This is a genomic window from Clostridium sp. C2-6-12 (assembly GCF_009928485.1).
Classification (GTDB): Bacteria; Bacillota; Clostridia; order Clostridiales; family Clostridiaceae; genus Clostridium.
Genome location: NZ_JAABNP010000002.1, coordinates 117,693 through 139,729, shown reverse-complemented (window position 1 = coordinate 139,729; position 22,037 = coordinate 117,693). Strand labels below are relative to the sequence as shown.

General features: G+C 30.7%; 32 protein-coding genes. All 32 read left to right on the top strand.

Annotated features, from left to right (window positions below; translation table 11 throughout):
- Positions 1-38 precede the first annotated feature (38 nt).
- The 32 genes from GXK56_RS02320 (at position 39) to GXK56_RS02170 (ending at position 22,035) form a co-directional block, all read left to right on the top strand.
- A complete protein-coding gene (locus GXK56_RS02320; RefSeq protein ID WP_160684408.1) occupies positions 39-221 on the top strand; it encodes a hypothetical protein in 183 nt (60 codons plus the stop codon).
- 88 nt (positions 222-309) lie between these two features.
- On the top strand, positions 310-564 hold the full coding sequence (locus tag GXK56_RS02315) for a hypothetical protein (protein ID WP_160684405.1): 255 nt from the start codon (positions 310-312) through the stop codon (positions 562-564).
- 9 nt (positions 565-573) lie between these two features.
- Entirely contained in the window at positions 574-1,056 is a 483-nt protein-coding gene (locus GXK56_RS02310) for a siphovirus Gp157 family protein (protein ID WP_160684402.1), read from the top strand.
- A gap of 10 nt (positions 1,057-1,066) precedes the next feature.
- Positions 1,067-1,630 (top strand): ERF family protein, encoded by a 564-nt coding sequence (locus tag GXK56_RS02305; RefSeq protein ID WP_160684399.1) that lies wholly within the window; start codon positions 1,067-1,069, stop codon positions 1,628-1,630.
- Between the two features lie 4 nt (positions 1,631-1,634).
- Positions 1,635-2,300, top strand: coding sequence for a helix-turn-helix domain-containing protein (locus GXK56_RS02300; RefSeq protein ID WP_160684396.1), 666 nt, complete (start codon positions 1,635-1,637; stop codon positions 2,298-2,300).
- Between the two features lie 11 nt (positions 2,301-2,311).
- Positions 2,312-3,613, top strand: coding sequence for a replicative DNA helicase (dnaB, locus tag GXK56_RS02295; protein ID WP_160684393.1), 1,302 nt, complete (start codon positions 2,312-2,314; stop codon positions 3,611-3,613).
- Positions 3,614-3,619: 6 nt separating this feature from the next.
- A complete protein-coding gene (locus GXK56_RS02290; protein WP_160684391.1) occupies positions 3,620-4,009 on the top strand; it encodes an HNH endonuclease signature motif containing protein in 390 nt (129 codons plus the stop codon).
- Positions 4,006-4,350, top strand: coding sequence for a hypothetical protein (locus GXK56_RS02285; protein ID WP_160684389.1), 345 nt, complete (start codon positions 4,006-4,008; stop codon positions 4,348-4,350). Before GXK56_RS02290 ends, GXK56_RS02285 begins: the two co-directional genes overlap by 4 nt.
- Before the next feature lie 82 nt (positions 4,351-4,432).
- A complete protein-coding gene (locus GXK56_RS02280) occupies positions 4,433-5,137 on the top strand; it encodes a Rha family transcriptional regulator (RefSeq protein WP_160684387.1) in 705 nt (234 codons plus the stop codon).
- Between the two features lie 19 nt (positions 5,138-5,156).
- Positions 5,157-5,582, top strand: coding sequence for a DUF1064 domain-containing protein (locus GXK56_RS02275; RefSeq protein WP_160684384.1), 426 nt, complete (start codon positions 5,157-5,159; stop codon positions 5,580-5,582).
- A 3-nt stretch (positions 5,583-5,585) separates the two neighbouring features.
- Entirely contained in the window at positions 5,586-5,951 is a 366-nt protein-coding gene (gene ssb / locus GXK56_RS02270; RefSeq protein ID WP_160684381.1) for a single-stranded DNA-binding protein, read from the top strand.
- Between the two features lie 41 nt (positions 5,952-5,992).
- Positions 5,993-6,472, top strand: coding sequence for a xanthine dehydrogenase (locus GXK56_RS02265; RefSeq protein ID WP_160684378.1), 480 nt, complete (start codon positions 5,993-5,995; stop codon positions 6,470-6,472).
- Between the two features lie 234 nt (positions 6,473-6,706).
- Positions 6,707-7,009: an HNH endonuclease signature motif containing protein gene (locus GXK56_RS02260; RefSeq protein WP_243155988.1), complete on the top strand. Its 303-nt coding sequence runs from the start codon at positions 6,707-6,709 to the stop codon at positions 7,007-7,009.
- A 126-nt stretch (positions 7,010-7,135) separates the two neighbouring features.
- A complete protein-coding gene (locus GXK56_RS02255) occupies positions 7,136-7,276 on the top strand; it encodes an aspartyl-phosphate phosphatase Spo0E family protein (RefSeq protein WP_160684375.1) in 141 nt (46 codons plus the stop codon).
- Between the two features lie 268 nt (positions 7,277-7,544).
- On the top strand, positions 7,545-8,591 hold the full coding sequence (locus tag GXK56_RS02250; RefSeq protein ID WP_160684372.1) for a hypothetical protein: 1,047 nt from the start codon (positions 7,545-7,547) through the stop codon (positions 8,589-8,591).
- Positions 8,592-8,790: 199 nt separating this feature from the next.
- Entirely contained in the window at positions 8,791-10,020 is a 1,230-nt protein-coding gene (locus GXK56_RS02245; RefSeq protein WP_160684369.1) for a DNA modification methylase, read from the top strand.
- Positions 10,021-10,034: 14 nt separating this feature from the next.
- The gene (locus tag GXK56_RS02240) at positions 10,035-10,403 is read left to right on the top strand and encodes a P27 family phage terminase small subunit (protein ID WP_160684366.1); all 369 of its coding nucleotides are present in this window, start codon (positions 10,035-10,037) and stop codon (positions 10,401-10,403) included.
- Positions 10,400-12,121, top strand: a complete 1,722-nt coding sequence (locus tag GXK56_RS02235) for a terminase large subunit (RefSeq protein WP_160684363.1) — start codon at positions 10,400-10,402, stop codon at positions 12,119-12,121. The genes GXK56_RS02240 and GXK56_RS02235 overlap by 4 nt, the downstream gene beginning before the upstream one ends.
- A 12-nt stretch (positions 12,122-12,133) precedes the next feature.
- A complete protein-coding gene (locus GXK56_RS02230; RefSeq protein WP_160684360.1) occupies positions 12,134-13,324 on the top strand; it encodes a phage portal protein in 1,191 nt (396 codons plus the stop codon).
- Complete coding sequence (locus GXK56_RS02225; protein WP_160684357.1) at positions 13,314-13,922, top strand: HK97 family phage prohead protease; 609 nt, start codon at positions 13,314-13,316, stop codon at positions 13,920-13,922. The genes GXK56_RS02230 and GXK56_RS02225 overlap by 11 nt, the downstream gene beginning before the upstream one ends.
- On the top strand, positions 13,894-15,246 hold the full coding sequence (locus tag GXK56_RS02220; protein ID WP_160684354.1) for a phage major capsid protein: 1,353 nt from the start codon (positions 13,894-13,896) through the stop codon (positions 15,244-15,246). The genes GXK56_RS02225 and GXK56_RS02220 overlap by 29 nt, the downstream gene beginning before the upstream one ends.
- A 106-nt stretch (positions 15,247-15,352) precedes the next feature.
- Positions 15,353-15,544: a hypothetical protein gene (locus GXK56_RS27940; protein WP_207710249.1), complete on the top strand. Its 192-nt coding sequence runs from the start codon at positions 15,353-15,355 to the stop codon at positions 15,542-15,544.
- 160 nt (positions 15,545-15,704) lie between these two features.
- Entirely contained in the window at positions 15,705-15,980 is a 276-nt protein-coding gene (locus tag GXK56_RS02215; protein WP_160684351.1) for a hypothetical protein, read from the top strand.
- Entirely contained in the window at positions 15,977-16,273 is a 297-nt protein-coding gene (locus tag GXK56_RS02210; RefSeq protein ID WP_160684348.1) for a phage head closure protein, read from the top strand. The genes GXK56_RS02215 and GXK56_RS02210 overlap by 4 nt, the downstream gene beginning before the upstream one ends.
- Positions 16,274-16,275: 2 nt before the next feature.
- Entirely contained in the window at positions 16,276-16,632 is a 357-nt protein-coding gene (locus tag GXK56_RS02205; protein ID WP_160684345.1) for an HK97 gp10 family phage protein, read from the top strand.
- Positions 16,629-16,958 (top strand): hypothetical protein, encoded by a 330-nt coding sequence (locus GXK56_RS02200; protein ID WP_160684342.1) that lies wholly within the window; start codon positions 16,629-16,631, stop codon positions 16,956-16,958. Before GXK56_RS02205 ends, GXK56_RS02200 begins: the two co-directional genes overlap by 4 nt.
- A 1-nt stretch (position 16,959) precedes the next feature.
- On the top strand, positions 16,960-17,526 hold the full coding sequence (locus tag GXK56_RS02195) for a major tail protein (protein ID WP_160684339.1): 567 nt from the start codon (positions 16,960-16,962) through the stop codon (positions 17,524-17,526).
- A 13-nt stretch (positions 17,527-17,539) separates the two neighbouring features.
- On the top strand, positions 17,540-17,881 hold the full coding sequence (locus GXK56_RS02190) for a hypothetical protein (RefSeq protein WP_160684336.1): 342 nt from the start codon (positions 17,540-17,542) through the stop codon (positions 17,879-17,881).
- A gap of 14 nt (positions 17,882-17,895) precedes the next feature.
- Entirely contained in the window at positions 17,896-18,084 is a 189-nt protein-coding gene (locus tag GXK56_RS02185) for a hypothetical protein (protein ID WP_160684333.1), read from the top strand.
- Positions 18,085-18,196: 112 nt separating this feature from the next.
- Positions 18,197-18,655 (top strand): transglutaminase domain-containing protein, encoded by a 459-nt coding sequence (locus GXK56_RS02180; RefSeq protein ID WP_160684330.1) that lies wholly within the window; start codon positions 18,197-18,199, stop codon positions 18,653-18,655.
- A gap of 109 nt (positions 18,656-18,764) precedes the next feature.
- Positions 18,765-19,169, top strand: coding sequence for a hypothetical protein (locus GXK56_RS02175; RefSeq protein WP_160684327.1), 405 nt, complete (start codon positions 18,765-18,767; stop codon positions 19,167-19,169).
- 130 nt (positions 19,170-19,299) lie between these two features.
- The gene (locus tag GXK56_RS02170) at positions 19,300-22,035 is read left to right on the top strand and encodes a hypothetical protein (RefSeq protein ID WP_160684324.1); all 2,736 of its coding nucleotides are present in this window, start codon (positions 19,300-19,302) and stop codon (positions 22,033-22,035) included.
- Positions 22,036-22,037: the final 2 nt, after the last annotated feature.

Genomic DNA, 22,037 nt, shown 5'->3' with positions numbered 1-22,037 from the left:
AACATATTATATAATGCACAAATTAAAAGGTGACTGTTATGAATAATAAAACTAGGACTAAAAATAAAAGAATAATCACTGTAATTATGCATCCAATAGATGATGAAAAATTGTATTTCAGAAGTCTTGGAACGACAATGCTAGATATAATGGACAAGCAATTAGGTCAAGATGGACTAGCATTAGTAATGGAAGAATTAAGAAAACAATTAATAAAATAACGAATGATTAATAGGCTAAAAAGCCTAAATTTTCTAACTAACATAATGATATTTAAGTATGACCATAACACATAATGGAGGAAATTTAATGATAGATAAAGATATTGTTAAATTAATTTTAGAAATTGAAGAATTGGCTCTAAATATATCAGCTAATACAGAACATGACATATTCTTCAATTATAGTGGACACGTTAAAAAAATTGAAGTTGGTTACTGTGAACATGGATGGACAAAAGACAAAAAAATAATGAATATTTTAGATATATTTCTAGACATTAACGAAGATCCAGAAAAAGAATTAATTAATGCTAAAGAATTTTTGAAAACTTTATTAAGTTAGGAGAAAGAAATGAAATTATATGAACTCACTCAAAACTATATGAATTTACAGGCTCTTTTAGAAGATGAAACAATTAGCCAAGATCTTATTGATGCAGCGATGAAAGAAGTTGGAGAAGATATTGAAGAAAAGGCTCAAAATTACGCTGTAATAATGAAAAATTTAGAAGCAGAAGCAGATGCATTAGAGAAAGAAGAAAAAAGACTAGCAGCAAGAAAGAGCAGCTTAAAGAATAGAAATAAAATTTTAAAAGATAATTTAGAAAATAGTATGAAAGCAATAGGAAAAACAAAATTTAAAACTAATTTGTTCTCATTTAATATATGCAAAAATCCGTCTAGCGTAAATATAGATGATGAAAATCTAATTCCAGATCAATATATTGTATACACTAAATCAGTAGCTAAAAAAGCCATATTAGATGATATTAAGCAAGGTGTAATAATTCCAGGTGTTTCATTGAAACAAACAGAATCATTAAAAATTAGATAGGGAGGATCATATGAGTGTATATGAAAAATTATTAAATGTTCAAGCTAAATTAAAAGCTCCTAAATCTCAATTTAATAGTTTTGGAAAATATTCATATAGAAGTTGTGAAGATATTTTAGAAAGTGTTAAGCCGCATCTATTAGATAATAAATTAACTTTGCAATTATCAGATGAAGTTGAGCTTATAGGAAATAGATTTTATATGAAGGCAACCGCAACAGTTACAGATGTTGAAACAGGTGAAAAAGTTTTTACTAATGGGTTAGCTAGAGAAGATGAAGCTAAAAAAGGGATGGATCTTTCTCAAGTAACAGGGAGTGTTTCTTCATATGCCAGAAAATATGCTTTAAATGGACTTTTTTGTATAGATGATAATAAAGACAGCGATAGCACAAACAAACATGAGAAAGATAAGCCTGTAAATAATATATCTAACAAGCCACAGGAAGGCAGTAAGCCTAAACTATATACATGCACCATATGTACTAAACAAGTGGCAGAAAATGTTGCACAGTTTAGCCATAGCAAGTTTAAAAAAATACTATGTATTGAGTGCCAGAAGAAACAAGGGTGATTAAATGGATAGATCTTATTATGCAATAATACCTGCAAATGTAAGATATGATAAAAATCTAAAAGATAAAGCTAAATTGCTTTATGGAGAAATAACAGCTTTATGCAATGAACAGGGTTATTGTTGGGCAACAAATTCATATTTTGCTGAATTGTATGGAATATCAAAAGAAACAGTTTCAAGATTAATTAAAAACTTAGCAGACCAGAAATATATATACATACAGTTAGAGTATAAAAATAAGCAGATAATAAGAAGAAAAATATATTTAGGTTCATTTATACCTATTGACGAAAAGATCAATACCTATTGTGCAAAAAGTCAAGAACCTATTGACGATAAAATCAAAGATAATAATACACTTAATAATACAATTAATAATAAAAAAGAAACGGAGCTTGATAAAGCTATAAATATTTATACAGATAATAAAGAGCTTAAGGAAACAATAAAAGATTTTTTAAAAATGAGAAAGTCAATCAAAAAACCAATGACAGGTAAAGCACTAATATTATTGCTAAATAAGTTAGATAAAATGTCAGATAATAATGATTTGAAAATAGAAATATTAAATCAAAGTATTTTACATAGTTGGCAAACTGTATATCAACTAAAAGATTCAGTAGCACTAGAAACAAATAATAAATATCAAGAATTTCAATTTGATTAGGAGGGCGAGAGATGCAGGCGTTGCCACAAAATATAAGAGTAGAGCAGGAAATACTGGGTGCAATATTATACAACCCTTCTATATTTGCAGAAATAATTGAAAACTTAAGAATAGATGATTATTACAATACAAAGCATCAATTAATATTTGGATCTATGTGTAAATTATTTGCACAAGGAAAGGATATAAACATAACATTGCTAATTAATGAAATAGGGAAAGATAATATAGCAAGTGCAGGGGGAATAACGTATATAACAGAGTTATCAATTGGCGGATTAAGTATAAACCCGAAACCATATATAAAGATGCTTAAAGATACAGCTTTTCGAAGAAGATCCATTAAGTATATGAATGAAGCAATTCAAAAAATGTATGATGAAAAAGAAGACCCTAACACAGTAGCAGGGGATTTAAACAACATTTTGACAGATAATGCAGAAAATAAAACATCAATAATGGATGAAAGTAAATTGCTAGGAATCACTTTAAAAGAAATAGAAAAAAGATGCCAAGCAGGAGGAGAAATACCAGGGATGCAAACAAACTATACAGACTTTGACAGGGCTACAAATGGACTTAAAAAAGGTGAACTGTTTGTAATTGGTGGAAGACCAAGCATGGGGAAGACTTTAATGGCTTTAAATATTGCAGATGGATTAGGCAAAAACGGATATAAAGGATTAATCATAGAATTGGAAATGACAGCAGAAGGGCTAGGAATGAGAAGGCTTGCTTATAATTCAAACATTGAATCACAGAAACTGCAAACAGGAAAACTCACAGAATCAGAATTTATAAAGTTAGCTCAAACCTATAATGATTTATCCATTAAAAATAATGTTTTTACAGATTGCAGCAGCTATCAAAGTATATTAACTATAAAAGCTAAAGCGAAGGCTATGAAGCAAACTCATGGATTAGATTTTTTAGTAGTGGATCACTTAACATTACTAGAAATAAATGATAAAGGAAATAGAAGTCATGAAATAGGAGAAGTAACAAGGCAATTAAAATTATTAGCGAAAGAATTAGATATAAATATTATTTTATTATGCCAGTTATCAAGAGCTGTTGAAATGAGAACGGATAAAAGACCTATGATGTCAGACTTGAGAGAAAGTGGCAATATTGAGCAAGATGCAGATCTTATTGTATTTGCGTATAGGGATGAATATTATCATCCGGAATCACAAGATAAAAATATTATGGAATGGATCATAAGCAAGCAGCGTAACGGAAAAACAGGAACTTTAAAATTCTATTATATAGACAAGCTTCAAAAGATAGGAAATTTAGATTATAGGAGGTAATATGGTTTGATATATGGCTGTGTATGTGGAGTATGTGGAACAACTGCAACGGAATTACATCATATAATATTTAGAAAACAAAATAAGCAGTTAGAAAATTGTAAGTTAAATTTTATGTTTTTATGTCGTAGGTGTCACAGAGGAACAAATGGAGTGCATGGAACTAATGGACATGAACTTGATCAAAAATTAAAATTACATTTCCAAAATAAATTAGAGATTTTATTTGTTAAAGAATATTTAGATACAAAAGAAATTAAAGCAGCGTTAGGTATTAAAAATGAAGCAGTATACAGGCTTTTAAAGACATTACAAACCAATACAGGCAAATACTTTAGGGAAGATGTAATAAGGGCGTGTATGGGCGGAAAAATTATAGTGGAGGAAAGGGAATGAATCCACAGGGAATAATGGATCAGATAAAAATAAATAGAATTGCATTAACAAAAGGAAATGATGAATTAAGAACGTTAGGTGTAAAAAAAACTAATGCAGAAAGAGAATATAAAATTGCATTAAGAAAAGAATTATTAAAATTAAGGTTAGAAAAATATCCAATTGCAATTATTCAAGATTTAGCAAAAGGAGAAGAAAAAATAAGTTTTTTGAGATTAGAAAGAGATTTAGCAGAAAATGCTTATACAGTATGTCAAGAAGGGCTTAGAAACATAAGATTAGAACAAGAAATATTAAGATCTTTATTAGCATGGCAAAGGGTAGAATTCGGAAATTCATAATATATTGAGAGAAAAACACACTAAGATTATGAAATTTCATTATCAAATGAAATCAATTGATAATAAAAAGGAGCGTAAACTAATGAATAAATTAACAATATTATATGAAAATGGACAATTAGTAACAGATAGTAGAGAAGTTTCTGAAATGGTAGGTAAACAACATAAAGATTTATTAGAAAGTATACGAGGGTATATCAAATATTTAATAAGCGGAAATTTCCGCCCATCTGACTTCTTTATAGAAAGTAATTATATAGATGGAGCAAATAGAAATAAACCTTGCTATTTATTAACTAAAAAAGGTTGTGATATGGTTGCTAATAAGATGACAGGAGAAAAAGGAGTTTTGTTTACAGCTGAATATGTAACAAGGTTTGAGGAAATGGAAAGAGATATTAAAAATCCAGTGAAAAATTTATCTAAAGAACTTCAAGCAATATTTACATTAGATTCAAAACAACAAGAATTGGAAAATGAAGTAAGGGAATTAAGGGACAATATGCCACTTTTAACAATAGATTGTGAAGAACTTCAAAAAGCGGTTAAGAAAGTAGGTATTAGAGCTTTAGGAGGTAAAGGATCAAATGCATATAAAAATAATTCAATTAGATCACAAGTATATGGAGATATTCAACAGCAAATAAAAAGAGAATTTGGTGTAAGAAGTTATAAAGCAATTAAAAGATGCCAACTTAATATAGCTATAGAAATAGTTAATAAGTATGAAATTCCGTTTATATTAAAAGACCAAATAATTTTATTAAATAATCAGATTGTGATGTAAGAATCGGAGGATTTAGAGATTGAGTAAATACAATAATGAAAAAGTTGTATGTGATGGTATATATTTTGCTAGTAAAGATGAAATGGCATATTACGAAGCATTGAAAACCAGACAAGCTAAAGGAGAAATAAAGAGTTTTGAGTTACAGCCTAAATTTGTACTTATGAAAGGTTTTAAAAAATTTAATAAAACATATAGGGCAATGACTTACACACCAGATTTTTTAATTTATCATAACGATAACAGCGAGGAATATATAGACGTGAAAGGTCAAGCAACACAGCAGGGAGAATTGAGGATCAAGTTATTTAATGAAAGATATAGAGATCTTAAATTAAGTATTGTTGCAAGATCAATAAAATATGGTGATAAATATGGATTTATAGATTTTTATGAATTAAAGAAAATAAGAAATAAAAATAAAAAGAGAAAGAATGGTAAGTAACATATGAATAAAGTTATAGAGATTGGAACATTAACAAGGGATAGCGAACTTAAGTATTCACAAAATGGAAAGTCGATTTGTACTTTTTCAATTGCAGTAAATGAATTTATAAAAGGAGAGAAAACAGTACAATTTTTCAATATAGTATCATTTGGTGCTGAAAATTTAAGTACATATTTAGTTAAAGGAACTAAAGTTGGGATAGTTGGTAAACTATCGAATAGCAGCTATGAAAAAGATGGACATAAGATCTATAAAACTGAAATAATTGCAGATAGTTTTGGAGGTATAGAACTATTAAGCAAAAAACAATCTGATAACGAGGATTTAATAACAGTTAGCGACAATGGAGAGCAACCTTGGGATTAATAACTAATAAATCGCAATCCAGTAATATATAGGAGGAAAGGATGAATAATTTATTTAAGAAAACAGAAAAAACATTATATGATTTTAAAAATTTGGATTTAAAAATTGAAAATATAGAATTACATATAAATAGATTAGTTAATGATGTTTCATATGCAGGAGTTTCATTTGAAGAAAGAAATTCACCAACGAATGCTTTTAATAGTTCAGTAGAAAATGAAGTCATTAAAAGGGACGAACATATGTCAAAAGAGTTGAACCATTTAAGAAAAATGAAAAGCGACACTATTATGCTCAAGACATTAGTAACAAATGCGCTTGATATATTAAAAGCAGAAGAATATAAATTAGTTGAATTAAGATATTTTCAGAAGGAAAAGAAAACATGGATTGAGATAGGAATGACTTTAGGAATAGATAAAGATAATTGCTGTAAATTAAAAAATGAAATTATAAATAAACTAACGGAGTTTATTTATCCCAATGCACCAGTTTTTGACCAATTTTACACCAATATTTGACCAGTTTTTCACCAAGAAGTAATCAGTTTTTACTACGAAAATGATGTTATTATTTTATTATAGCAAAAGGCGTTAAGTTAGATAATAACTCAATATAAGCACCCGATATATTTTTGTCATTAAATTTGTAACTCCTTTTAGATAGATGATAATTTTGTTTTTAGTTTTTTGTTTTACATGTTTTGCTCTTACATCATCGGGTGTTTACCTTGGGTTATTATTTTTCATATTGAAATGAAACGAGTGAATCAAATGAAGAATGGCTTTTATAAGTCTAGCAAGTGGAAAAGTAAAAGGGAACGGATACTAAGAAGGGATGAATATAGGTGTAGGGAATGCAAGCGTTATGGCAAGAGTGTGTTAGCTGCAACTGTACATCATATTATTCCTTTAGAGCTAAGAGAAGACTTAAAACTTGCTAGTGATAATCTACTAAGTTTGTGTATCAAATGCCATGATAAGATGCATGATAGAACAAACAATCAATTAACAAAGGCAGGGGAAGATTGGGTTATTAGAATAACAAAGAATAGATAATATTAAATTAATTTTTGATAACTATAAAATGACAAGTAATTTAAATAACTTTGCAATAATTACATTTTTGGTATATAATAACAATAAAGAAGTTGGGGAAATATTATCAAATAAGAGGGAAAATATTTGGAAGAAATCAGAGAAGAATTAATAAAACTTATAAATGAAAAAGGTTTATTGCATGAAAGTACAATATTAGTTAGTCAAGAATTAGACAAGCTTATTGTTGCTCATTACGAATCAAAAGAGAAGGTATATAAGAATTAAATATTATTTAGAAGGATTACTTATTTTTAGTAGTCCTTTTCTACTTCTAAGCAGCCCCCCATCTTTGAATGAATAAAAATATACCTCAGGGGACCGAGGGGAGGCACCTTTTCCAATAGAGAGAAGTTTTTAGAAAGGGGGGAAGTGCTTATAATATTTAAAAAGTTAAAAATTCTATATTTACAAAATATGATATAATTGATTAAAAGACAAATTGTAATTTGGTATGGAAGGTGTCTATATAGATGTTGTCAGGAGGTACATTGATATGAAAAAGGATATTATAAGTGTTGTTGAAAATTCCAAAGTTACGCACCCGATAGCAACGGCTGCGGTTAAAGGTAATCGCTATTGGAAAGACTTTTTTATGCTTTCAGAAGATTATAAGAAAACTTTAAGTGAGACAGATTATGAAATGTTCTTGAAGAAATCACATCTAGATTGTGAAATCAGCATGGCTCAATATTTGCAATTTGCTTCTGAAGTTACCGTTGTAGATTATATTATTAGGAATTATAGTGGATTTAAGAACGAACCAAAATACAATGGCAAGAAAAATCCTGAGTGTTCATTTGAATATGATGGTAGGACTATTAATATTGAAGTTAAATGTCCAGACCTTTTTAAAAGGATAGAGCAGGAGAATTCAGAAGGCATTAAAGTATTTGCAGGTGAGCGTTTTCCAGATAGGAATGATTATATTAAGTCCAAGGAATTTATAGAATCAAATATTAGGGACGGACAAAGTATACAAAATATCGATCGGTTGGATAATAAGCAGAAGAGTTATCTTATAGATGCGCATAAAAAGTTTCCAGTTTCAAATTCATCAAATTTTAATATCCTCGTAATTGCACTGGATATAATTCAAGATATGGATGAGTGGTATTCCTATCTTTTTGGAGAAAATGGGGCATTTACAGATAGAACGTATATCACTGATGACTATAGCAATGTTGATGCGGTGATGATTACAAATGTTCAACATGGACATATGGCTGATGACGTCAATTTAAATATAAATTGTTGGCAATTGGAAAACTACGTTTCATTATTATTTTTAGATCCCCGAAAGGAGAAATGTAATGGATTGGGTGAATATTATTCGAATGTAGCACTTAATTTGTTCGAAGGATTGACTCGCAATTTTCTGTCTTTTCTGTTTAAGTTGGATCAGGATAATGATATACGTGAAGATAAGATTAAAGATTTTGAATTAGATGAAAATCAAAGGAAAGAACTATCTCATATTTTCTATATAGGAGATAAGATCACTAATCTTCATATTATATCAGAGTGGATTAAAACATTGTAATATATATAGTAAACATGGAGAAAGATAAAATCCAATTTATAGACGAGCTTTAAATATTCTTATATCAAAAATTTAATAGTAAATTAGAATATCGCACTATTCAGAAATAAGAGTAGACTTGCGATATTTTTTATTTGTAATACTAAATTGTGAAGAAGTGTTATGACCTTATTCATTTTATTAGAAAGAGGAAAAACGAATGATAAATAAATTAAATATAGAGTACATCAAAATTGAAACATTAATACCATACATAAATAATCCAAGAAAGAATGACAAGGCAATTGATATGGTTGCAGGTAGTATTAAAGAGTTTGGATTCAAAAATCCGATTATAGTGGATAAAGATAATATTATTGTTGCAGGTCATACTAGATATGAAGCTAGTAAGAAATTAGATTTAAAAGAAGTTCCAGTGATAAAGGCTGATGACCTAACTGAAGAACAAATCAAAGCTTTTAGAATAGCAGATAATAAGACAGCTGAATTTGCAGAGTGGGATATGGATTTACTGGCTATTGAATTAGAAGGCTTAGATAAGATATTTACTGGTTTTGAAGCAGTTGAACTAGAAGATATTATGGGGACCGATGAAGTTCTAGAAGATGACTTCGATGAAGAAGAAGCATTAGAAGAAGCAACGGTTCCTTTTTCTTTGAGGGGAGATGTTTGGCTTCTTGGAAACAATAGATTGATGTGTGGAGATAGTACGGATGCAGCAGATGTTCAAATTTTAATGGATGGAAACCTTGGAAATATGATTTTTACAGACCCACCATACAATGTGGCTTATGAAGGCAAAACAAAAGATAAACTAGTTATTGAAAATGATGATATGAGCCATGATGAGTTTTATGAATTCTTGAAAAAAGTATTTGATAATTACTTTAATATAATGGCTGTTGGAGCACCTATTTATGTTTGTCATGCAGATTCTGAAGGTGAAAACTTTAGAAGAGCATATAGGGAATCTGGACTTAAACTTGCTGAATGTATTGTTTGGGTAAAGAATAGCTTTGTTATGGGAAGACAGGATTATCATTGGAGACATGAACCAATTCTTTATGGTTGGAAAGAAGGAGCAGCTCATTATTTTGTTAATGATAGAACTCAAGATACAGTTTGGGAAATTGCAAGACCTCAAAGAAATGCTGAACATCCAACAATGAAGCCTTTGGAGCTTTGTGTAAGGGCAATAAAAAATAGCAGCAAGCCTAAAGACTTAGTTGTTGATTTATTTGGAGGCAGTGGCTCAACTTTAATTGCAGCAGATAGTATTAATCGTATTTGCTACAGCATGGAATATGACACAAGATATGTTGATGTCATAGTTAATAGATATATTAAAACTAAAGAATCAAGTGATGATGTTTATTTGATTAGAAATGGTGAAAAGATAAAATACAGCGATTTAAGAACAGAAGAATAGAAAGGAGTGAGTACATGGTTGATAAATCACAAGAGAAGTATAAAAAAGATATAGTTAATAAGATGAAAGAAGTTGGAACTTATAATGTGAGTTTTATCTATACAATAAATGTACTTGCTAAAGTTTTAATGGATTATGAAATAACCACAGAGCAGTTTGCTAATACTGGTGGTCATATAGTTATAAAACATACAAATAAAAATGGTTCAACTAATATTGTGAAAAATCCTTTATATTTAGCATTAGAAAAGTTAAGAGATGATATTATTACATATTCAAGGGAATTAGGTCTTACACCTGCAGGATTAAAAAGAATTAATCAAGAAGGTGCAAAGATTGAGAAGAAATCTAAATTGGAGCAAATATTAAGTGATTTCAAATGATAAAAGCTAAAAATATAGATACAGTAATGGAATATGCAAATAGCATTGTTGAGGGAAGAAAAGTTGCTTGCAGAGAACAAATACAATGCTGCAATAGATTTCTAAGGGATTTAGATAATCCTGCCTATGAGTTTAACCCTAAGGATGCTGAATTTGTTATTCAAATCATAGAAAAAACTTTTGTTCATGCTCAAGGAGAAAAGCTAGATGGAACTCCACTTAGAGGAACACCATTTTTATTAGAACCCTTTCATAAATTTCAAGTTTATAACCTGCTTGGTTTTTACCATAAAGGAACTAAGATAAGACGCTTCAAAGAGGCGTTTATTTTTATACCCAGAAAAAATATTAAAACATCATTTGCAGCTGCACTTGCATGGGCACTTGGTTTACTAGAAAGAAGAAGTGGAAGTAAGGTTTATATTACAGCTGCAGCTTTAAAGCAATCATTAGAAAGTTTTAATTTTATAAACTTCAACTTAGAGGAAATGGGAGAAAAAAATAATTTTAGAGTTATTGATAATAATCAAGAGCATTCAATCCGAGGGGACTTAGGTGATGGAAGTATTTTTATACAAGCCTTAGCTGCAAGTCCAGATAGGCAGGATTCATTAAATTGTAATATAGCAATAGCTGATGAAATTCATGCTTACAAAACACCAAAGCAATATAACATTATCAAAGAAGCTATGAAAGCTTACACAAATAAGCTAATGATTGGGATTACTACAGCTGGAGATAATATGAACTCATTTTGTTATCAAAGGCTTCAATATTGCAAAAAGATACTTGATGGAACTGTAAAGGACGAAGCTTATTTTGTTTTTATATGTAAAGCAGATGAAGATGAAAGCGGAGAAATTGATTATACAAACCCAATAGAGCATGAGAAAGCAAATCCAGCTTATGGGGTGAGTATAAGACCAAATGATATTATGAACGATGCTTTGCAGGCACAGAATGATCCACAACAAAGAAAAGACTTTCTTGCTAAGTCAATGAACATTTATACCAGTGCTATGAAAGCTTACTTTAATTTAGACGAATTCAAAAGGTCAGATAGAAACTATAACTGGACATTAGAGGAGCTTGCAAAAATTCCGATTACTTGGTATGGAGGAGCTGATTTGTCAAAGCTTCATGATTTAACTGCAGCAGCTTTATATGGCGAATATAATGGCGTTGATATTATTATCCCTCATGCATGGTTTCCTATAACAGCAGCCTATAAGAAAGCAGATGAAGATGGTATTCCACTATTCGGATGGAAAGATGATGGCTGGCTTGATATGTGTAATAGTCCAGTTAATAACCATGCTGATGTAGTAAATTGGTTTATTAAAATGAAAAAGTTAGGATTTAAAATTAAGCAAGTTGGTCATGATAGAAAATTCTGCAGAGAATATTTCTTTGGAATGAAAAAAGCAGGATTTAATGTAATTGACCAGCCACAATACTTTTATAAGAAATCAGAGGGATTTAGGCGAATTGAAGCAAAGGCAAAGGAAGGAAAATTATATTATTTACATTCTGATGCTTTTGAATATTGTCTGCAAAATGTATTAGCGATAGAAAAAACAGATGACATGATTCAATATGAAAAAGTTATGCCAGAGCAGCGTATCGATATATTTGACGCTGCTGTTTTTGCGTGTGTAAGAAAATTAGAAAATATAGAAAAGGCAACTTCAGCATCTAGATGGCTAAATAATGAATAGAGGAGTAAACCAATGAAAAAGAAAAATAAGAAAGCAAAGAAAATTAGGTCAGAACCAAATGAAACATTAAATTGGTTTTTATCAAGTGAAGCATATGAAACATTATCAGTTGCTGGATATACAAGGCTTTCAGATAATCCAGAAGTTAAAATGGCAGTTCATAAAATATCTGATTTAATATCATCAATGACCATTCATTTAATGAAAAATACCGATAATGGAGATGTAAGGGTTAAAAATGAATTATCTAGAAAGATTGATATTAATCCATATAACCTTATGACTAGAAAGGCTTGGGTTTATAACATTGTTCATACCATGCTTTTAGAAGGGCAAGGAAATAGCTTGGTATATCCCAAAATAAGTGGTGGATTAATTGATGACCTTATTCCTTTAAAGCCATCACAAGGACATTTTCAAGAAACAACTATAGGTTATCAAGTTGTTTATGGTAACAAAATATATATTCATGATGAATTATTGCATTTTAGTATTAATCCAGACCCAGAAAAACCTTATATGGGTCAAGGATATAAGATTGTATTAAAAGATATAGTAAATAATTTGAAACAGGCAGCTAAAACTAAAAATAGTTTTATGTCTGATAAGTGGAAGCCATCATTAATTATTGCAGTTGATGCAATGACAGATGAATTGGCAAATGAAGAAGGAAGAGATGCAATCCTTAATAAATATATTTCAGAAACTGGTGGAGGCAAGCCTTGGGTAGTTCCAGCAGATTTAGTTAAGGTGGAGCAGGTCAAACCATTAAGTCTTAATGATTTAGCTTTGAATGATGCAATACAATTGGATAAGCGAACAGTAGCAGGTATTTTTGGAGTGCCTGCTTTTTTCTTAGGAGTTGGAAATTACAGCAAGGATGAATATAACAATTTTATTAATTCTACTATTCTTCCTATTGCTAAAGGAATTGAACAGGAGCTCACTAGAAAGCTTTTATATAGTCCAGATTTATATTTTAAATTTAATTCTCGAAGTTTATATTCCTATGATATGAGCGAACTTGCTGCAGTAGGAGGAGATATGTATGTTAGAGGAATAATGACAGGAAATGAAGTCAGAGATTGGCTTGGAATGTCACCACTTGAAGGCTTAGATGAAAGGGTTATCCTTGAAAACTATATTCCAGCTGGAATGATAGGAGATCAAAAGAAATTGAATGGAGGTGGTGATGGTGAGTAGGGATACAAGGCAAACAAGAAGCCTAAATGCAGAACTAAAAATTAGAGAAGTTGCAAGTAATAATGATGAAATGTGTATTGAAGGATATTTTATTGTATTTGGTCAGCAAACTGAATTATGGGCAGGAGCTTATGAAGAAATAGCACCTAATGCATTAGATAAAACTTTGAATAATGATATTAGGGCATTAATAAACCATGATACAAGGTTGGTGCTTGGAAGAAATAAATCTGGAACATTGGAATTGAGGGTTGATGGCAGAGGTCTATTTGGAAAAATAAAAATTAATTCCAATGATACTGAAGCGGTTAATTTATATGAAAGAGTTAAGCGGGGAGATGTAAGCCAATGCTCCTTTGGTTTTAATATTATTTCTGAAGAAACTGAGTGGCGAGATGATGGAACTGTTAAGTGGATTATAACGGAAGTCGACCTTCACGAAGTTTCTGTAGTTACTTTTCCAGCATATGAGGAAACTGGTGTCCAAGCCAGACAAGCAAGCGTTGAAGCGTATAGAGAGAAACAAATTTTACAAAAGAAAAATAACTTAAAAGTGAGGTTAAAAAATTATGGCATTGAAACAACTATTGTTAAATAAGAAAATTCAGCAAAGGAAATCAAATTTAGAAGAATTACTTACTCAAGAGACTAATTTAAATAAAAGAGCTGCTGATTTGGAAGTATCAATTGAAGAAGCTAAAACAGATGAAGAAATTGCTCTAGTAGAAGAAGAATTTACAAAGCTAGATTCTGAAAAAGAAGAGTTAGAAGGAAAGAAAACAACTTTAGAAGGTGAAATTGCTGAATTAGAAGGCGAACTTGAAGAGCTAAATAGCAAAGAGCCAACAAATGAACCTGTAGCTGAAAAAGAAACTGAAGAAAAAATAGAGATAAGCAAGAACATAGGAGGAGAACAAAGAATGGGAGCAAAGAAATTAACTACTAGAGGACAAATCATAGAAAGATTAAATAGGGAAGAAGTAAGAAGTTTCTATTCAAGTTTAAAACAAGCAATAGAAAAGAGAAGTATTACTGGATTAGACCTTACAATTCCACAAATATTACTTGAAACAATAACTGAAGATTTAGGTAGATATTCTGTATTTTATAGTTTAGTAAGAGTGGCTAGATTAACTGGTACTGGTAGAGCAATAGTTGCAGGAGAAGCACCAGAAGCAGTATGGACAGAAATGATTGGCAAAATAAATGAATTAAGTAATTTATTTAGCGATATTGAAGTTGATGGATACAAGGTTGGTGGATTTATTCCACTTCATAATTCTTTAATTGAAGATTCTATGATAAATTTAGCTGCCCATGTTGAAGAATTATTAAAAGAATCAATTGCAATTGCATTAGATAAAGCTATTCTTTATGGTACTGGTACAAAGATGCCTTTAGGGATAATACCAGCTTTAAATGCAAATGCAGGATTAAAGGCTACTAATATTATAACTCTTACAACAACAAACACTAAATTCGATAAAATAATCGAAACTATGAAAAATATTAAAAGAGGAAGAAGAGGCAGAGGTCCGATTACAGTGGCAATGAATGAAGCAACATGGCTTGGTACAATCGTTCCAATGTCATTAGCAACAAATTCTAATGGTGGGTTTGTAACAGTAAGTAATCAAGCATTCCCAGGGGTTGGATATAAGGTTGTATTCAGCGAAGAAATTCCTGACAACAATGTTTTAGTTGGAGATTTTTCAAAATATCTCTTAGCAGAAAGATCCGATGTTAAATCTGCAAGTTCAACTGAATTCTTATTTACAGAGGATAAAACTGTATTTAAGGCAACAGCTAGATATGATGGAAAACCAGTAAGACAAGAAGCATATGTGCTAATTGGGTTAAATGGTGCAATTCCAGAAGTATCAAAATCTTTTGCTGTTGATGAGGCTAATGCAACTGCATAAATAATGAGTTGTAAATAAATGCAATTAGAGATATTATATGTATATGAGATGATACAGCATAGTAATTTATTGTACAAAAACTATATTAAAATATGGGGGTGGTTTGATGTCTGACAAAAAATATTTCATACTTAAGATTATTGCTACTATACTCTTTGTTCTTACAGCATATTTACCTAATACAAACATTATTAAAATAGTTGCATTGATAACTTATCTTATTGTGATGAATTTAGAATTCATAATTAAATTATGGTCTAAGTATAAAACACCCAAAAATGACAATTCCCAAAAGTGATGTAAAAAACTTAGATTTTTTTACATCAAGTACGCGTATATTTTAATGAACAATTTTCTTAATCTGTGCATAAATAGATAGTTTTATTAAATGTGAACTATCTGTTTTTTTATAAATATAAATATTCTAATTACAATAAAACAAAATAAGGAAGGTAAAAATGAATATATCAATAGTCCTCCAGTTAGTAAAAGAGGCAATAGGTATTAAAACTGATGTAAGGGATATATACCTCACAGCAATTATAAAAGGAATAATTAAAGAGTTAGAAGATGAGAAAGGATTGATCCTTGATGGGGTTAACGATTATCATCTTCTTTTTGTTGTAGATTATGTTGCTTGGTCATATAAAAATAAGGATGGAGCTGGTATGCCACGCCATTTGCAATTTAGATTACATAATATGATTATTCATGCAGGAGTGAGTAGTACATGACATATGATTATGAAATAACTTTAATAAAGCAAACATTTATTGAAGATGAAATATGCAATCAAATTCCACAGGAAGTTAAAACAGATATTTATTGTGCAATAAAATCTATAGGAAGAAATGAATTCTATACTGCTTCAAAAGGTGGATTAATGCCAGAAGTTATATTTGTAATTAATAATTATGAGTATAGCGGTGAAAAGGAAATCTTATTTGAAGGTAAGAGATATAAGGTAATTAGAACTTATTTAATAGGCTTTGAAGAAATAGAGTTAACCTGTGAAAGGGTGATTTAGGAATGTCAAAAATACAGGATTTTTCAAAAAAATTGACTAATACTTTGGCAAACTACTCAAAAGAAGTATCAGAAGGATTAGAAGAAGCGAAGGTAAAAGCAGCAAAGGATGTAGTAAAGATTCTAAGAGAGACTAGTCCTAAACAAACTGGTGCATATGCCAAAGGGTGGAGAGTTTCGAAAGTTGGAACAACTCAAGTAATACATAATAAAACAAAATACCAGTTAACTCATTTACTGGAGCATGGTCATTTAAAATCTATAGGTGGAAGAGTTGGAGCAAAGGTTCATATTAAACCAGCAGAGCAGCAGGGAATTGATCAATTTGTAAGTGATGTTGAAAGGGTAGTTAAAAGATGAACCTATCTGAATTAGTACAAGTATTAAAAGCAACTGGATATCCAGTTGTTTATTCTCACTTTACTGTAACAGAAAATAACCCAATGCCTGTTCCACCTTACATTGCTTATATATTTACTTATTCATCAAATATGTATGCAGATAACAAAGTATATCAAAAAGTAAATAATATTCAAATAGAATTATATACAACAAAAAAGGATTTGCAAGCTGAGGTAAGGCTTGAACAAATATTGGATGCAAATGAAATTACTTATGAAACTAGTGAGGCTTTCATTGAATCCGAAGGACTATATCAGAAAATTTATGAAACGAGGTTGATTTAGAATGTCAGAAAATAAAGTTAATTATGGTTTGACCAATGTACATTATGCTCCTTTTACAGTTGAAAATGGAGTGATTACATATGGAACACCAATACCAATTCCAGGGGCGATTAATTTAGTTCTTGATCCTAGAGGAGAAATGACAGAATTCTATGCTGATAATATACTCTATTATTCAGCAAGCAATAATCAAGGGTATGATGGAACATTAACTATTGCAAATATTCCAGAGCAATTTGCTATTGATGCACTAGGTGAAGAAAAAGACTCAATTGATTTAGTTATAACTGAAAAAGCAAACAAAGTGGGTAAGCCCTTTGCACTTATATTTCAATTTGAAGGAGATGTAAAAGCAACAAGAGTTGTTTTATATAATTGTACTGCATCAAGGTCAAAAGTTGGTTCAAATACAAAATCAAATAAAACTGAACCAAATGAAAATGAATTAACTTTCATAGCATCGCCAAGAGCAACAGACTTAGCTGTAAAAACAAAAACTACTGTTGGAACACCATCAGCTATTTATGATGCATGGTTTACAAATGTTTATGAAAAAATAATAGCTTAAGGAGTAAATATAGATGGAAACAACTATAGTTATAGATAATAAGGAAGTTAGATTTAAATCTACAGCGGCAACACCGTTAAGATTTAAGGCTCAATTTGGACGAGATTATTTTGCAGAAATAATTAAGTTAAATAAACTAAGTAAGTTTAAAGCAGATGAAAATAATTATGAAGTATTAGAAAATGCCGACTTTGAGATTTTCTATAATATAATTTGGACTTTGGCTAAAACTGCTGATAAAAATATTCCAGAGCCACTTACATGGCTAGATAGTTTTGATGAGTTTCCTTTGTTTGAAATAATTCCACAAGTACAAGACCTTATTGCTGCAAGTATTAAAAGTAAAAAAAAATAGAAAATGTTGATGAAATGAATGACGAGGTAATAACTACTGAAGCATTCATTTTATTATGTAGAAAATGTGATTTATATAGGGAAGATTTTGAGGATATGACTATTGGAATGTGCCTTGATTATATAGAGGAATATATAGAAATTAACAAGCCAACGAATCAAAAGGTAAGAAGAGCTAGTCAAGTAGATTTTGATAATTTTTAAGATGTTGCATTATTTCAAGATATGATATAATAAACCAATAAATAGAAAAAATATTAGATAATCAACACTAATTTATAAACAATGTATAAATAAGAATTTGTTGGAGGATATTATGAAGGATATTATGCGATTGGCAAAGCAGTTTCGAGATGCTATAGATGCGGCTAGGAAGGCAAGGGATTTTGACAAGGATTTATCATTTAATGAATTCCCGCGTGGATGCTGTGGTGATACTAGTGATTTGTTAGCTCAATATTTGTTGGAAAATGGTATCGAAACAAATTATGTTTGCGGCACGTATAGAGACGGTTCTTTTGAAAATAGTCAGACTCATGCGTGGTTGTTGACGGATAATAATATTATTATAGATATTACTGGCGATCAGTTTAAATATGATGCGGATTTTTTGAATTATAATGAATCAGTCTATGTTGGAGTGGAGGATGATTTTCATAGACTCTTTGAAGTTGAAAAAAGGGATTGTCATGATAATTATGGTGTAGATAACTTAGGTTGTTTTAGCCAGCCGAGGCTAAACAAGTTGTATAGGAAAATAATTAAATACATTTAAGAAAATATCGCATTTTTATATAATTCTAATTTAAAGATGAGTAATATAAATTGGAGCTTAATAAAAAATATAACAATGCAAATTTTGGTTGATGAAAGGAGATAGAGATATGGAAATAATACAACGCGGTGGATGGGTTTATTATGTTGGTGATAATAATCAATTTGATTCTAATAAAGTTGGAAAGTGGATGTATTTTTTTAAGGATAAGAAATTTGTAGCTAAAATATGTGAAGATGCAGTGAAAAAGAATATTGTTAACCAATCAAAACATAGTGATGAAGAAACAGGTGTTGCATGTTTTTATCTTAACTGTGATGATATTGAGACACATAATAAAATTATATCGTACTTTATCGAAAATAATCTTATTCAGAAAACTAAAAGTGGCCGTTTGTACAATATATCATTCAAATTAAATACTCAAACTTCAGCAGGCGAGTATGGTGATGAATTTAAGTCAGAAATAAAATTATCGAAATTCATAAATTTAGATACAGGAAAATGGTTGTAAGATATAGATACTTAGAGCGAAATATAAATATATATTAATTAATTTAAGAAATCATATTATTCAGTAAATGAATTTGTGATTTTTTTTTGTTATCTAAATATATTTAGTTTAAGCTAAGGGAGGTGAGAAATTGGCGGATAGCAGAATTAAAGGAATTACAATTGAACTTGATGGTGAAACAACTGGACTTCAGAAAGCATTATCTGACGTTACAAAGCAGAGTATAGATATCCAAAAAGAATTAAGAGATGTTGATAGGCTTCTAAAATTTGACCCTAGTAATATCGAGGCTATGGCTCAAAGGCAAAAATTACTGGCTTCACAAATTGAGGTTACAAGTGAAAAACTAAACAGATTAAAATCGGCAGAGCAGCAAGTCAATGAACAGTTTGAAAAGGGAGCTATAGGTGAAACCCAATTTAGAGCTTTTAGGCGAGAAATTGAATATACAGAAGGTTCATTAAATAAATTAAAACAATCTCTTTCTAAGGTTGATGATGCAGCATCTTTAAAAGAAGTTAAAATAGATTTATCTAAAATACCAGAAGAAGCTGAAAATGCTGAAGAATCTATTAAAGGTCTAGGTGGAGAATTAACAGGTATTTTAGCTGGAGCTGTTGCAGCAGGTGGAATTCATGAAGTTATTGAAAAGGCACTCGATGTAGGGAGTCTCAATACAAAAATTAACGTATCAATGGATGTTTCAGAAGAATCTATTGATTCAATCAAGGATGTTATTATTACAATTCAAGCTTATGGGTTAGATGGGGAAGCAGCACTTGAAGGAGTTCGTAGGCAATGGGCATTAAACAAAGATGCAAGTGATGAAACTAATGCCGCTGTAGTAAAAGGTGCTGCAACAATCGCAGCAGCATATTCTGGAGTGGATTTTACAGAATTAATTCAAGAAGTAAATGAAGTTTCAAAGTCATTAGGAATAACAAATGAGGAGGCTTTGGCTCTTACAAATTCATTATTAAAAGCTGGTTTTCCACCAGAGCAGTTAGATATTATAAGTGAATATGGAACTCAGCTTAAAATGGCTGGTTACAATGTTGAAGAAATACAAGCCTTATTTGCTGCAGGTGTAGATACTGGAACATGGAATATTGATAATTTAATGGATGGACTTAAGGAAGGTAGAATTAAGGTTGCAGAATTTGGTCAAGGAATATCTAATTCAATGACAGCACTACTTAATGGAACTAATATTTCAGCAAACCAAATGCGAGAATGGGGTAAAGCGGTTGCTGCTGGAGGAGAAGGTGACTCAAAAGCAATGAATGAAATTGCTGCTGCCTTAAATCAAGTTGATGATCAAACAAAAAAGAATGCCTTGGGTGTAGCAATTTTCGGGACTAAATATGAAGACCAAGGTCAAGCTATAATTGACACATTACTTAATGCAAAGAATGTAACTATTGATTTAGAGGCAAGCCAAGAAGAATTGAATAATACTACAGCTCAATTAAAAGCTGACCCAGTCATTGCTATGAAACAAGCTATGGCTGATTTGACCTTAGCATTGACACCATTACTATTACAAATTGCTGGAATAATATCAGTAATTGCATCATGGATATCAAATAATTCAACGCTTGCAGCAATAATAGCAGCTATTTCTACAGCTATAGGAATATTGGTTGGATTATGTGCAGCTCTAGCACCTATATTTTCAGCACTTTCAACGATAGCGGAAGTATTGGGGGTTGGACTTGGAGTGATTGCAGGAACAGTTGGAGTTATTGTTACAGCTATTGCAGCCTTGATTGTCATAGGAGCTTTACTTTATAAAAATTGGGATGAAATAAGTGCAAAGGCTATTGAAATTTGGTCTTTTCTTAAAGAATGGATACCTCAAGCCTTGCAACAAATATCAGCTATAGCTATCTCAGTTTTGTCTAGCATGAAAGAATTCTTTTCTCAAATATGGGAAGATATAAAATCTAATTCAATAGAAATCTGGAATTCAACAGTATTATTTTTTACTCAAAGTATTCCAGAATGGATTAATAAAATTGGTGAATGGTTTTTAAAGCTGCCCAATAAAATTGCTTATGCATTAGGGTTTGCTCTAGGAACTATAATTCAATGGGGAATTGATGCTTGGAACTATTTATCAACTAATGTACCAGTTTGGATTGAGAATATAGGAGTGTTTTTTTCAGAATTGCCTGAGATCATTTGGACTTGGTTAATAAATGTATTAACTAACTTTGTTAAATGGAGTGGTAATATAATTAGTTGGATTGCTACAAACGTGCCTGCTTGGATTAATAATATAGTTTCATATTTTACTTCATTACCAGAAGCGATTTGGAGTTGGTTAGTTCAAGTTGTAAGTAACATAACAACTTGGGGAAGTAATATGCTTACTGAAGCTGTAAAAGGTGCACAGCAAGTCTTTGATGGGGTGATTAATACATTTGCAAATTTACCTAGCAAAATGCTTGAAATAGGGACTAATATCGTTGAGGGGATTAAGCAAGGGATAAGCGATGCATGGGAAGGCATGACTGGTTGGATTGGTGATTTATGCGATGATTTTATTGATGGAGTTAAAGAAACCCTAGATATACATTCACCAAGTAGAGTTATGATGAAGCTTGGGGTATATACTGGAGAAGGCTTTGGATTAGGAATTAAATCAACCATTGGTCAAATATCAAGACAGGCAGAGGCGATGGCAAATGCAGCAATTCCTAATGTAGACACATCAAGTGCAGTAGCTTCATTAAGTGGCAGTAAAGTTGCAGGTACTGGTATAAATCAAACTGTAAATATCTATAGTCCAGTAGCATTAAGTCCAGCAGAAACAGCAAAACAAAATAAAAGAGTATTACAAGAACTAGCACTTGGATTTTAGGA